The 12,246-nt window shown below is 64.7% G+C and carries 10 protein-coding genes; 5 read left to right on the top strand and 5 right to left on the bottom strand.

From position 1 onward, the window contains the following. Positions 1-14: 14 nt before the first annotated feature. Positions 15-1,217 (bottom strand): acetyl-CoA C-acyltransferase, encoded by a 1,203-nt coding sequence (locus tag SAZ10_RS16680; protein WP_318610437.1) that lies wholly within the window; start codon positions 1,215-1,217, stop codon positions 15-17. Between the two features lie 200 nt (positions 1,218-1,417). Here SAZ10_RS16680 and SAZ10_RS16675 point away from each other — a divergent pair, with 200 nt between their 5' ends. From SAZ10_RS16675 to SAZ10_RS16655, 5 genes are all read left to right on the top strand, one after another. Continuing rightward, a complete protein-coding gene (locus SAZ10_RS16675; protein ID WP_318610436.1) occupies positions 1,418-2,254 on the top strand; it encodes a MaoC family dehydratase in 837 nt (278 codons plus the stop codon). A 9-nt stretch (positions 2,255-2,263) separates the two neighbouring features. Further along, a complete protein-coding gene (locus SAZ10_RS16670) occupies positions 2,264-4,600 on the top strand; it encodes a molybdopterin guanine dinucleotide-containing S/N-oxide reductase (RefSeq protein WP_318610434.1) in 2,337 nt (778 codons plus the stop codon). Continuing rightward, positions 4,597-5,379, top strand: coding sequence for an SDR family oxidoreductase (locus tag SAZ10_RS16665; RefSeq protein ID WP_318610433.1), 783 nt, complete (start codon positions 4,597-4,599; stop codon positions 5,377-5,379). Before SAZ10_RS16670 ends, SAZ10_RS16665 begins: the two co-directional genes overlap by 4 nt. A 3-nt stretch (positions 5,380-5,382) precedes the next feature. Next, positions 5,383-6,321, top strand: coding sequence for a 3-keto-5-aminohexanoate cleavage protein (locus tag SAZ10_RS16660; RefSeq protein WP_318610432.1), 939 nt, complete (start codon positions 5,383-5,385; stop codon positions 6,319-6,321). 252 nt (positions 6,322-6,573) lie between these two features. Next, a complete protein-coding gene (locus SAZ10_RS16655) occupies positions 6,574-8,169 on the top strand; it encodes an ABC transporter substrate-binding protein (protein WP_318610431.1) in 1,596 nt (531 codons plus the stop codon). Between the two features lie 214 nt (positions 8,170-8,383). Here SAZ10_RS16655 and SAZ10_RS16650 read toward each other — a convergent pair whose 3' ends face one another. Genes SAZ10_RS16650 through SAZ10_RS16635 form a run of 4 tightly spaced genes read right to left on the bottom strand, consistent with a single transcriptional unit; the run spans position 8,384 to position 12,220 of the window. Next, the gene (locus SAZ10_RS16650) at positions 8,384-9,376 is read right to left on the bottom strand and encodes an ABC transporter ATP-binding protein (RefSeq protein WP_318610430.1); all 993 of its coding nucleotides are present in this window, start codon (positions 9,374-9,376) and stop codon (positions 8,384-8,386) included. Further along, positions 9,373-10,344, bottom strand: a complete 972-nt coding sequence (locus tag SAZ10_RS16645) for an ABC transporter ATP-binding protein (RefSeq protein WP_318610429.1) — start codon at positions 10,342-10,344, stop codon at positions 9,373-9,375. Before SAZ10_RS16645 ends, SAZ10_RS16650 begins: the two co-directional genes overlap by 4 nt. Next, complete coding sequence (locus tag SAZ10_RS16640) at positions 10,341-11,213, bottom strand: ABC transporter permease (protein WP_412535232.1); 873 nt, start codon at positions 11,211-11,213, stop codon at positions 10,341-10,343. Before SAZ10_RS16640 ends, SAZ10_RS16645 begins: the two co-directional genes overlap by 4 nt. Continuing rightward, a complete protein-coding gene (locus tag SAZ10_RS16635) occupies positions 11,210-12,220 on the bottom strand; it encodes an ABC transporter permease (protein WP_318610428.1) in 1,011 nt (336 codons plus the stop codon). The genes SAZ10_RS16640 and SAZ10_RS16635 overlap by 4 nt, the downstream gene beginning before the upstream one ends. Positions 12,221-12,246: the final 26 nt, after the last annotated feature.

The raw sequence follows: 12,246 nt of genomic DNA, 5'->3' as shown, positions 1-12,246 counted from the left end.
TATGTCGATCCCCCTCAGAAGATCTCGAAAAGCCCGGCTGCACCCATGCCGCCGCCGACGCACATGGTGACTACGCCGTAGCGGGCGCCGCGGCGTTTGCCCTCGACCAGCAGATGACCCGCCATGCGGGCGCCCGACATGCCGTATGGATGCCCCATGGCGATCGCCCCGCCGTTGACGTTCAGCCGCTCGTCCGGAATCCCCAGAAGGTCGCGGCAATAAACCGCCTGACTGGCGAACGCCTCGTTCAGTTCCCAGATGCCGATGTCATCGACGGACAGCCCGTTCCGAGCCAGCAGCCGGGGAACGGCAAAGACCGGACCGATGCCCATTTCGTCGGGGTCGCAACCGGCGACCGCCACGCCGCGGAACGCGCCGAGTGGTTGCAGTCCCCGTCGTTCCGCCGACCGGGCCTCCATCAGCACCAGCGCCGCCGCCCCATCCGAAAGCTGGCTCGCATTGCCGGCGGTTACGCAGCGCCCTTCGGCGATCTGCTGGCCGCCGCGGAAAACGGGCGCAAGCGCCTCCAGGTCCGACAAGGTCGTGCTTGGCCGGTTGCATTCGTCGCGCGTCAGGGTAACCGTCTCGGCATGGCTTTCGCCTGTCGCCTTGTCGGTGACGATCCTGACGGTGGTCATCGGCACGATCTCGGCGTCGAAATGGCCGGACTCCTGCGCTGCGGCCACCCGCTGCTGCGATTGGAATGCGAAGGCATCCTGGGCTTCTCGGCTTATACCATAGCGCGCCGCTACGATCTCGGCCGTTTCCAGCATCGACATGTAGAGTGCCGGGTGGCGCGCCACGAGGTCGGGATCCTGAGCGCGATATGCGTTCGCGTGGACAGTCTGCACCAGGGAAATGGATTCCACGCCCCCGCCTATTGCGACGTCCATGCCTTCCGAGGTGATGCTGTGGGCCGCGAGTGCCACGGCCATCAGTCCCGAAGCGCACTGCCGGTCGACGGTCATCCCCGCCACGGAAGTAGGAAATCCTGCCCGCAACGCCGCCTGCCGGGCGATGTTGAAGCCGCTCGAGCCCTGCTGCAATGCCGCCCCGAGCACGACGTCGCCAACTTCCTGTGGGGCTACGCCGGCGCGCGTCACGGCATTGGATACCGCATGAGCCGCCAGCGCCTGCGCTGTGGTGTCATTGAATGCGCCGCGATAGGCTTTGCCGATCGGTGTCCTTGCCAGGGCGACGATTACAGCTTCACGCACAGCTTCTACTCCTTCGGCCGACTCCGGCGAGATTGTCAGATGCGCTCGCCGCCGACCCTTCGGCCGGCGCCCTTGACCGCGCCCCGAGGCTATCTCGCATAACCCGATCGTGATGGCGTTTCAACAATTGACACGCTGTTGCAATATTCAAATCGCCGTGCCATCCTTGTCTGATCAAAAGCAACGTTTGGACACAGCCTGTGACGCTCGATCCTGCTCGCCTTCTCGGCCGCGAGTTTCCCGCGCGGCATCTGGACTATAGCGACCGCGACACGCTGCTCTACGCACTGTCGCTCGGCGCCGGCCTATCCGACGACCTCAGCCTTGTTCACGAAGACGGCCAGCGCGTCGTCCCGACTTTCGGGCAGATCCTCGCCTTTGACGATTCCTGGATGGCGGGCGCCGGCGTCGATCTCGCAAAGGTCGTCCATGGCGGACTGGATGTGCACTTCGACATACCCATGGCCGCCTCCGGTTCGGTCAAGGTGCAGGACAAGATAATCGGCCTGACCGACAAGGGCGAAGGGAAAGCGGGGATCATCCTGCAGGAAAGCGGTCTGTTCCAGGCGGGCCGCCGCGTGCTCACCTTCCGCTCGAGCCTGTTCGTGCGCGGCGGCGGCGGCTTCGGTGGCTCCGCCGGCGAACAGCTGGAATTTGAAAGCCTGCCTGAGCGCGAAGCGGACGAGATAGTCGAGGTATCCACGCGCCGGGACCAGGCGCTGTTGTTTCGGCTGCTCGGGGACCGCAACCCTTTGCACGCAATTCCCGACGTGGCCCGCGCTGCCGGCTTTGAGCGCCCCATCCTGCATGGGGCCGCGACATTCGGCATCGCCTGCCTGACCGTGCTGCAGCGCTTCTGCGCCGGCGATCCCGGACGCCTTTCAAGGATTGCGGCCCGCTTCAGCGGCCCGCTCTATCCCGGCGAAACCATCCTCTTCTCCTTCTGGAGAACCGACACGGGCGTCGCCTTCTCGGGCAGGACTCGGGAGCGCAGCTCCCCGCTGCTCGATGGCGGGCGCGCCGACATCCGCTCCTGAGGTTCGCTCATGGCCAATCGCGTCACGCTGACTCACTGGGGAGCCTACCGGCCTGAAGTGCGAGACGGCCGGCTGGTCGCGATGATGCCGCATCCAGAAGACCAGTCGCCTTCACCGATCGGGCGATCGATTCCGGGAACGTTGGACGATACGGTCCGGATTCCACAACCCATGGTGCGGGCCGGTTTCCTCGCTGAAGGCGCGGCATCGCGTGACCGCCGCGGCGCCGAACCGTTCGTGCCGGTCGATTGGGAGACCGCGACCGGACTGGCCGCGCGCGAGCTCGAACGCGTCAGGCGCGATCACGGCAACCGCGCGATCTTCGGCGGCTCCTACGGCTGGGCCAGCGCCGGCCGCTTTCACCATGCGCAAAGCCAGCTCCATCGCTTCCTCAACGTGGCCGGCGGCTACACCCGGTCGGTCAATACGCACAGCCACGCCGCCGCCGAAGTGCTGCTGCCGCATCTGATCGGCAGCCACCACGGCATGGGCGAACGCCATACGCCATGGGAGTTGATCCGCGATCATACCCGTCTCTTCGTTGCCTTCGGCGGTCTGCCGGTCAAGAACGCCCAGGTCAGCGCCGGCGGGGTGAGCAGGCACAGGGTGCCGGACTGGCTGCGCGAATGCCGCAGGTCGGGCACCGCATTCGTCAACGTCAGTCCGCTTTGCAGCGACATGGAGCCGGAGCTGGACGCGCAGTGGGTCGCGCTGCGCCCCAACACCGATACTGCGCTGATGCTGGGCCTTGCTCATACGCTTGAAACAGAGGGGCTGAGCGACCGCGCTTTCCTGCAACGCTACACGACAGGTTTCGACAGGTTCCTGCCCTATCTCCTGGGCGAGGCAGACGGCCAGCCGAAGGACGCCGACTGGGCGTCAGCGATCTGCGGCATCGAGGCCGGAGCAATCCGCTCGCTGGCGCGCCGCATGGCCGCCAATCGGACTATGATCTCCGTCGCCTGGTCGCTCCAGCGCGCCAGTCACGGCGAGCAGCCTCTCTGGATGGCCATCACGCTCGCCGCCATGCTTGGCCAGATCGGGCTGCCCGGCGGAGGCTTCGGTTTCGGCTATTCCGGCGCCAATCGCGTGGGCAACATCGAGCTTCCCTTCTCGTGGCCTGCCTTGCCGCAGTTCAGCAATCCCGTCCCCGACTTCATTCCCGTCGCGCGCCTCGCCGACATGCTGCTCAATCCGGGCGAACCCTTCGACTATGACGGAAAGCGCTACAGCTATCCCGACATCAAACTGGTCTGGTGGGCCGGCGGTAACCCGTTCCACCATCAGCAGGATCTGAACAAGCTGGTCCGCGCGTGGCGGAAGCCGGAAGTCGTGATCGTTCAGGAGCCGTGGTGGAATGCGACCGCCCGACACGCCGACATCGTGCTTCCCTGCACCACGACCGTGGAACGCAACGATCTCGGCATCGCAAAATCGGAGCCGCATCTTTTCGCAATGCGCAGGGTCGTCGAGCCGGCGGGCCAGGCCCGCAACGACTACGAAATACTGAGCGATATCGCGGGCCATCTCGGCCTGCGCGATGCCTTCACCGAGGGCCGCGACGAGATGGCGTGGGTGCGCCATCTCTATGATGCCTCGTGCCGAACGGCAGCCGATTACGGCCACAACCTGCCGGACTTCGAGACGTTCTGGGAAGCCGGCGAGTTTCGCTTCGAAAACGATGCGCCGCCGAAAAGCCTGCTGGAGGAATTCCGTGCCGATCCCGAGGGCGCTCCGCTGCGCACGCCTTCCGGCCTCATTGAGATATTCTCCGAAACCATAGCAGGCTTCGGCTACGATGACTGCCCCGGGCATCCCGTCTGGATGGAGCCCGATGAATGGCTAGGCGCCGCCGACGCGGCTCGCTATCCGCTGCACCTTGTCTCCAATCAGCCGAGGACCCGACTGCACAGTCAGCTGGACAACGGCGCGGTGAGCCGCGAAGCCAAGGTCGCAGGGCGCGAGCCCGCTGCATTTCATCCCGCGGACGCGGCAGCTCGCAGTATCCGGAGCGGGGATGTCGTGCGGCTCTTCAATGACCGCGGCGCCTGCCTGGCCGGAGCGGTCATCTCCCCGGACGTTTCGCGGGGCACCGTGCAGCTTGCGACGGGCGCCTGGTACGACCCGGCCGAGCCAGGCGAAGACGGAGCACTCGACCTGCACGGCAATCCCAACGTGCTGACGCTCGACCGCCCCACTTCCAAGCTGGCGCAGGCGCCGATCGCACACACCACTTTGATCGAGGCCGAGCGCTTCGCAGATCGGCCTGCGGACACCACCGCATTTCAGCCGCCGCGGATCCTGCCCGGCGGTCCGGCCAAGAACACCATTACGGAGTTGAAATGACAGATCCCGATTTCTGGAGCCGCCAGAAGGCCATCATCACCGCCGGCGCGAGCGGGATCGGCCTGAAGATCGCGTCGGCGATGCACGCCGCCGGGGCAAAAGTCTGGATATGCGATATCGCCGAGCGTCCGCTGGCGGAAGCGGCGGCTGCGCTGCCTGGCCTCGGCACCATGGTCTGCGATGTCGCCGACCCCGCCGCCTGCAACGACTTCGTGGCGCGGGCCACCGAAGCCATGGGCGGGCTCGACATACTGGTGAACAATGCCGGGATCGCCGGTCCCGCGGCGGCCGTGCAGGACATCAGCACCGCGGACTGGACGCGTTGCTTCGAGGTAAATGTCAACGGTCAGTTCTTCATGGCCCGGGCCGCCATCCCTCACCTGAAGGCAGCGAAGGGCGGGTCGATCGTCTGCATGGCCTCGGTCGCCGGCAAATATGCTTTTCCGCTGCGCTCTCCCTATGCGGCGTCCAAGGCGGCCGTGATCTCGCTCGCCCGCGCGCTGTCGGTCGAGCTCGGGCCCGACCAGATCCGCGTAAACGCTATCGCGCCAGGCGTCGTCGCCGGCGACCGCATCCGCCGCGTCTTCACCGATCGCGCCGCGACCCGCGGCATCTCCTACGAGGAGATGGAGGCGATCGCGCTGCGCGCCGTGTCGATGAAGACCATGGTCGAGCCGGAAGAGATCGCCGGCCTGGTGATGTTCCTCTGCGCCCCGAGCGGGCGGCCGATTTCCGGGCAGGTGATGAGCATCTGCGGCGGCCTCGAATACACGGAGTAAGTCATGGCCAAGCCGAACAAGGCGATCATCACCTGCGCAATCACGGGCGCGACGCACACGCCCACCATGTCGCCTTACCTGCCGGTCACGCCTGATGCGATCATCACCCAGGCAGTCGAGGCGGCGCAGGCCGGCGCCGCGATCCTGCATCTCCATGCGCGTGATCCCGAAACCCACCGCCCGACAGCCGATCTGGACATCTGGATGCACATCCTGCGCTCCATCCGCAGCCGTTGCGATGCCGTCCTGAACATGACCACCGGCGGCTCGACCTTCATGGCGATCGAAGACCGCCTAGCCGCGCCGCTGGCGGCCTCCCCGGAGCTGACCTCCTGCAATATGGGCTCGATGAACTTCGGTACCTACACGATGAAGGAGAAGTACAAGGGCCAGTGGAAGGAGGACTGGGAAGAGGACTATCTCGAGGCCAGTCGCGGCGCCATCTTCCGCAACACCTTCGCCGATATCGAGACCATCCTCACCCGGCTGGGCGAGAAGGGCACCCGGTTCGAGTTCGAGTGCTACGATGTCGGTCATCTCTACAACCTGGCGCATATGGTGGATCGCGGGCTGGTGAAGCTGCCGATGTTCGTGCAGCTGATCGTCGGCACGCTGGGGGGCATCGGCCCCGGCCCGGAAAACCTGATGTTCATGAAGCAAACGGCGGATCGCCTGTTCGGGGCGGAGAGCTACCAGTGGTCGGTGCTGGCCGGCGGTCGGCACCAGATGAACATGGCGACAATGGCCGCCACCATGGGCGGCAACGTGCGCGTGGGCCTGGAGGACAGCCTCTATGCCGGCCCCGGCAAGCTCGCCACCTCCAACGCCGATCAGGTGCGTATGATCCGCAACATCATCGAAGGCCTAAGCAGGGAAGTCGCCACCCCGGACGAAGCGCGCGCCGCGCTCGGCCTCAAGGGCGCCGCTCAGACCAACATCTGAGCCACGAAAGTTCGCCGTCGGATTCCGGCGGCGACCCACCCGGACATGAAAGGAACATCTTCCCGTCGAGAAGAAGGCGAGGTTCTGTTCCCGCAGCCATAGCGGGAGCAGTCGGGAATTGTCGCAGCGGGCTCAAATTTGGATCGTTTTTCCGCGATCCCGGCAAGACAAATCCCTAACTTCGCGCGGTGCGCAGACACCTGAACGGGCAGTCCGGTGGAAGACACGAACCCCAGAAGGAACAGGACCAACATGAACCGACGTGATTTTCTTGCCAGCATGGCCGCCCTGACGGCCTCCACCACGCTGCCCGCCAAATGGGCGATAGCGCAATCGCGCGCCGACAGCCTGCGCGTGCTGAGCGAAGGCGCCGCGAATTCTTTCGATACTATCTCCATAGGGGTCAACCGTAACTCGATCCAGGTGACCTGGAACGTCTATGACCGCCTGGTGACCTTCGCCTACAAGCCGCGCGAGGACGGTACGCCCTACTACGACTATTTCGATATCCAGGGCGAGTTGGCCGAAAGCTACGAGGTAGCGGAAAACAAGAAGTCCATTACGTTCCACCTGCGCAAGGACGCCGTCTTCCACGACGGCTCGCCGGTCACGGCCGAGGACGTGAAGTGGTCGCTTGACCGAGTGGTGGCGAGCCCTGTCGGCAAGGCGCAGTTCCAGACCGGTTCGATGACCGACCCGAACCAGTTCGTGGTGGTCGATGCGCACACGATACGCGTCGACCTTCCGCAGCCCGACCGCTTTGCGCTGCCCAACCTGGCCTTGACCTATCCGATCATCGTCAACTCCAAGCTGGCCAAGCAGCACGCGACCGAAAGCGATCCCTTCGCCATGGAGTGGCTGAAGAACAACGCAGCCGGCGGCGGCGCCTTCAAGATCGAGAAGGCGGCCATGGGCGAACGCATCATCTTCGCGCGCTTCGACGAGTGGAAGGGCGGTGCCCTTCCGAAGATCAAGCGCGTGCTCTGGCAGACCGTGCCGGCGGCGGAATCGCGCATCGCGTCACTGGTACGCAAGGACGCCGACATCGTGCAGGACATCCCACCGAAGGACGTCGTGGCGCTGCTGAAGAACCCCGACGTGAAGGTGATCGGCGTCCCGACATCGAGTTTCCAGTTCATCGGTATGAATGGCGACATCGCTCCGTTCAACGACGTGCGCGTGCGTCAGGCGATCGCTTATGCCCTGCCGTATGACAACATGTTCAAGGCGGCTCTTTTCGGTCGGGGCCAGCCGCTGTTCGGCGGCCAGCCCGGAGAGCCATCCACCACGAAATTCCCGCAGCCGCTGGGCTATTCGACCGATATCGAAAAGGCCAAGGCGCTGCTGACGGAGGCGGGCCTCGCCGACGGCTTCTCGACCACATTCTCCTACGAGCTGTCGGTTGCCACCATCGCCGAACCTATCGCCTTGCTCCTGCAGGAGTCGCTCGGCAAGATCGGCATCAAGATCGAGATCCAGAAGGTACCGGCAGGCCAGCTCGGCACGCTGCTGCAGGAAAAGAAGGTTCCCTTCTACTTCGAAGGGTCGACCTCCTATCTCGCCGACCCGGATTATTTCTTCCGTATCTTCTATTATGGCGATACCCGGTGGAATTTCGGCTCCTACAAGAACCCCGAATTCGCCAAGCTCGTCGAAAAGACCCGCTACGAAACAGACAGCGCAACCTACGACGCCGACATCAAGCGGATGATTACGCTGGTCAAGCAGGACATCCCGATCATCCTGCTCTGGCATCCGGCGCTCGACACCGGAATGCAGAAGGACGTGGAAGGGTACAGCTACGCATTCCACCGTCAGCTCGAATTGAAGACGCTTTCACGCGCCTGAGGCAGGCTGCCGGCCAATAATGGGCACGGCATTGCCGGTTGCCCGACAGAAGAAAACCCCGCCATGAAATCATGCCGGGGTTTTTTGTTTTTCGGCTGCGACCGGCAGCTCGGCGCACCGGCCAAAAAGGAGCAGTCTGCCGACAAATCCGATGCGTATACAGAGAGACAGAGCGGCGTGGCGGTCCAACTTGAACGCACGTCGCTCGAGCCGTTCAGCTCTCCGGGAAGTGGCAGCGTAGCTTGCGCCCATCGGCATCAGCGACCAGCGGCGGCGCCTCGTGGCGGCAGCGTTCTTGCTGCCTCGGGCACCGGCCGTAGAGGCGACACATTGTCGGCGACGGATTGATTGGGCTCTGGGGATCGCCGACGAGCTTGATCCGTTCGCGTTTCCTGTCCTGTCGCAGGGTCGGAATGGAGGACAGCAGCGCCCGCGTATAGGGATGACGCGGGTTATCGAAGAGCTGCTCGGTCGTCCCGCTCTCGACGATCTGCCCGAGATACATGACGATGATGCGCCGGCACAGCAGCCGCACGACGTTGAGGTCATGGCTGACGAACAGCAGGGCCACGTTCGATTCCCGCCGCAGGCGGTCAAGCAATTGCAGCACCGTCGCCTGCACCGACACGTCCAGCGCCGACGTGGGTTCGTCGAGCACCAGCAGCCTCGGCTCGACCACCATGGCACGGGCAATACCGACGCGCGCCTTCTGGCCACCCGAGAGTTGGTGGGGAAATCGCGTGAGCAGCGACCTCGGCAGGTTCACGTTGTCGGCAGCGGCCTCGACCTTGGTCTGCAGGGAGGCGCGGCTGGACGGCGGCATGAGCTGGCGCAGGGGATCGGCGATCAGGTCGAAGGCCGTGAAGCGCGGATTGAGGCTCTCGGTGGGATCCTGGAAAACCATCTGGATCTCACGCCGCAGCGGCGACCTGGTGAAGGCGGAAGTCTTGAGGTCGGTCACGTCGCGGCCGTTCATCCGGATCCGGCCGGCGGTCGGATCGACCAGGCGCGACAGGACACGCGAGAGCGTCGACTTCCCGCATCCCGATTCCCCGACCAGACCTACGGCCTCGCCCGGATAGATTTCGAAGCTCACATCGTCGACCGCGTGCAGCCTCTGCTCCTTGCGACGGCGTAGCAGCCCCTCCCGGGCGACGACGAAGTGCTTTTCGAGATTTTCAACCTCGATGATCGGGGTCTCGGTCATAGCGGATTGCGGCATGCTACGGTGTGGGAAGGCCCTGCAGCCTCGAGCATGAGGCCAGCCGCGTCGCAGGCCGGGATGCGTCGGTCGCAACGCTCAGCGAAGCGGCAGGGCGGCAGGTCGCTGCGTCTGAGATCCGGCAGCGAGCCGGAGATCGCCTGCAGCTGCGAAATATCGTCCGCAATCGATGGCACGCTTCGCAGCAGCCTCGTCGTATACGGGTGCCGTGGATGCGCGAAAAGCTCGGCGACCGGAGCTGCTTCGACGACATGGCCTGCATGCATCACTACTATCCGGTCGCAATATTCCGACGCCAGAGCGAGATCATGGGTGATGAGCACGGTACCCAGGTTCCGCTCATGCGCCAGATCACGGATCAGATCCATGATCACGGCCTGGGTGGTGACGTCCAGCCCGGTGGTCGGTTCATCTGCGATCAGAAGCTTTGGCGAGCAGGAGAGCGCCATCGCGATGCCGATACGCTGGCACAGGCCGCCCGACAGCTCGAAAGGATAGGACTTGGCGCGTTTCTCGGGGTCCGGGATGCGCACCTGCCTCAAAGCGTCAAGTACCTTGGCGCGAATGACAGTCGCGGTGTCGGGGACATGGCGGGCGAGCACATCGCCGATCTGCTCTCCGGCCGTGCGGATGGGGTTCAATGCGGTGCGCGGGTTCTGGAAGATGATGGAAGCTTCGCTGCCGCGCCAGGCGTCGCGCTCGCGCGCGCCCATGGCGAGGACGTTGCGGCCCTCGAACAGGATCTCGCCCGATGTGATCTGCGCGGCCGCGTCGAGAATGCCCATCACGGCGAAAGCGGTGACGGACTTGCCCGAACCGGATTCGCCTACGATGCCCACGATCTCGCCCGGCGCGACATCGAAGGTCACGCGGTCCAGCACCGCCACCGTCCCGCTGCGCGTGCGGAAATTGACGGAAAGGCTCCGCACAGACAGCAACGCTTCGGCGCTCATGTCCGCAGCCTCGGATCAAGAATGTCGCGCAGCGCATCTCCGAGCAGGTTGAAGGCGAACACCGCGACCATGAGAGCCAAGCCGGGGAAGAGCGCGATCCACCATTCGCCCGACGTGATGAAGCGCGCCCCCTCGGCTACCATGATGCCCCATTCCGGGGTCGGCGGACGCACGCCAAGCCCGAGGAAGGAAAGGCCCGCCGCGTTGAGCACCGCCCAGCCGAGATTGACCGATGCCTGGATCACCACCGGCGAAAGAATGTTCGGCAGCAGGAACACCATGAGGATCCGGGTATGGCCGGACCCGCCGACGCGAGCCGCTTCGACATAGCCGAGGTTGCGGCGCACGTTCACTTCAGCGCGCGCCAGCCGGATGTAGAAGGGCAGGTTTATGATCGCCGTGGCATAGATCACGTTCATCACCGTATTGCCGAGCGCAGCGACCAGCGCCATGGCGAGAACGAACAGGGGAAACGCCATCAGCACGTCGACCACCCGGCTGGCCGTTGCGTCGAGCATGCCGCCGAAATAGCCCAGGATCGCGCCAATCACTGAACCGACCACGCAGGAGATCAAGACGGCTCCCAGCGCGATCAGCAGATCTAGCCGCGTCGCCACCAGCACGCGTGAGAAAACGTCGCGGCCGAGCTGATCCGTGCCAAACCAGTACTGGGCGGAAGGCGCCTGAAGCGCGTCCTGGGCATTGGTGGCAAGCGGGTCGTGCGGCGCCAGCATCGGCCCGAACAGCGCGGCCAGAGCCAGCAGGCCGAACAACACGAAAGCCAGCATGTTCACCGGGTTCTCGGAGAGCGTGTAGCGCATCACACGCAGCCGCTCGCGAAACAGAAGCGAAAGGGTGCCGGACATCATTTCAGCCCCGCGCGAGGATCGATCGCGGCGATGGTGAGATCCGCGACGAGGTTGACCAGGATGAAAATGCCGGCCATCAGGAGCATGAAGCCCTGCAGCGGCGCATAGTCGAGCGAGATCAGGCTGTCGAGCGCGAAGGCGCCGACCCCAGGCCAGGCGAAGACGCGTTCGACCAGCACGTTGGCGCCGAGCATGTAGGAAAAGGTCATGGCAAGCGTCGTCACCAGCGGCAGCATCGCGTTCCGGAACGCGTAGGTGAAGACCACCTTGCTGCGCGACAGGCCGTTGGCGCGCGCCGTCCGCACGAACTCGCTCGACAGCGCTCCCAGCATGGAGGCGCGCGTCATGCGCGCCAGCGGCGCCAGCGCGAACAGCGCCATCGTCACGCCAGGCAGAATGATCTGCCGCAATGCCGCCCAGAAAGTCTCGAGATCGCCAGCGAGCAGTGCATCGACTGTGATCAGCCGGGTGACCTGCGGCGGATCGACAAGGAACGGATCCAGCCGGCCGATCGGCTCGGGGGCGACGCCCAGCAGATAGTAGAACAGGTAGATCAGCAGCAGGCCGGTCACGAAAGTCGGCATCGACACGCCGAGCGTCGCGATCAGCCGGCAGGCATGGTCGATAACGGAGCCCGGACGCAGGGCAGCCAGTACGCCGAGTGGAATAGCAACGGCAATCGCCAGCACGAACGCGAAGATGGTGAGCTCGCCCGAGGCGGGGAGGCGGTTCATCAGTTCGGTCGACACCGGCAGCCCCGTCGAGATCGACATGCCCAAATCGCCGTGCAGCAAGGCGTTGAGATAGATCAGGAACTGCTCGGGCAGCGACTTGTCCAATCCGAGCGACTGGCGGACCCGTTCGATGTCTTCGGCAGTCATGGAGGGATTGGAGGCGAAGAACACCGCCGGGTCACCTGGCAGCACTCTGGTGAGCAGGAAGGTCGCGACAACCACCCCGAAGAGCGTCGGAACCGAGCCGAGGAGCCGCCACAGGATCCTGCTCATCGACGCGACCGATCGCAAGACGGCCC

It is taken from the genome of Mesorhizobium sp. BAC0120, assembly GCF_033542235.1.
In the GTDB taxonomy this organism is placed as follows: domain Bacteria; phylum Pseudomonadota; class Alphaproteobacteria; order Rhizobiales; family Rhizobiaceae; genus JAWRCU01.
The sequence above is the reverse complement of the archived record's forward strand: the minus strand, read 5'-3'. Positions and strand labels throughout refer to the sequence as shown.

Coding starts and splice junctions, on each gene's coding strand:
- SAZ10_RS16670 (WP_318610434.1), top strand. CDS start 2,264: ATGGCCAATCGCGTCACGCTGACTCACTGGGGAGCCTACCGGCCTGAA.
- SAZ10_RS16665 (WP_318610433.1), top strand. CDS start 4,597: ATGACAGATCCCGATTTCTGGAGCCGCCAGAAGGCCATCATCACCGCC.
- SAZ10_RS16660 (WP_318610432.1), top strand. CDS start 5,383: ATGGCCAAGCCGAACAAGGCGATCATCACCTGCGCAATCACGGGCGCG.
- SAZ10_RS16655 (WP_318610431.1), top strand. CDS start 6,574: ATGAACCGACGTGATTTTCTTGCCAGCATGGCCGCCCTGACGGCCTCC.
- SAZ10_RS16650 (WP_318610430.1), bottom strand. CDS start 9,376: ATGACCGAGACCCCGATCATCGAGGTTGAAAATCTCGAAAAGCACTTC.
- SAZ10_RS16645 (WP_318610429.1), bottom strand. CDS start 10,344: ATGAGCGCCGAAGCGTTGCTGTCTGTGCGGAGCCTTTCCGTCAATTTC.
- SAZ10_RS16640 (WP_412535232.1), bottom strand. CDS start 11,213: ATGATGTCCGGCACCCTTTCGCTTCTGTTTCGCGAGCGGCTGCGTGTG.
- SAZ10_RS16635 (WP_318610428.1), bottom strand. CDS start 12,220: ATGAGCAGGATCCTGTGGCGGCTCCTCGGCTCGGTTCCGACGCTCTTC.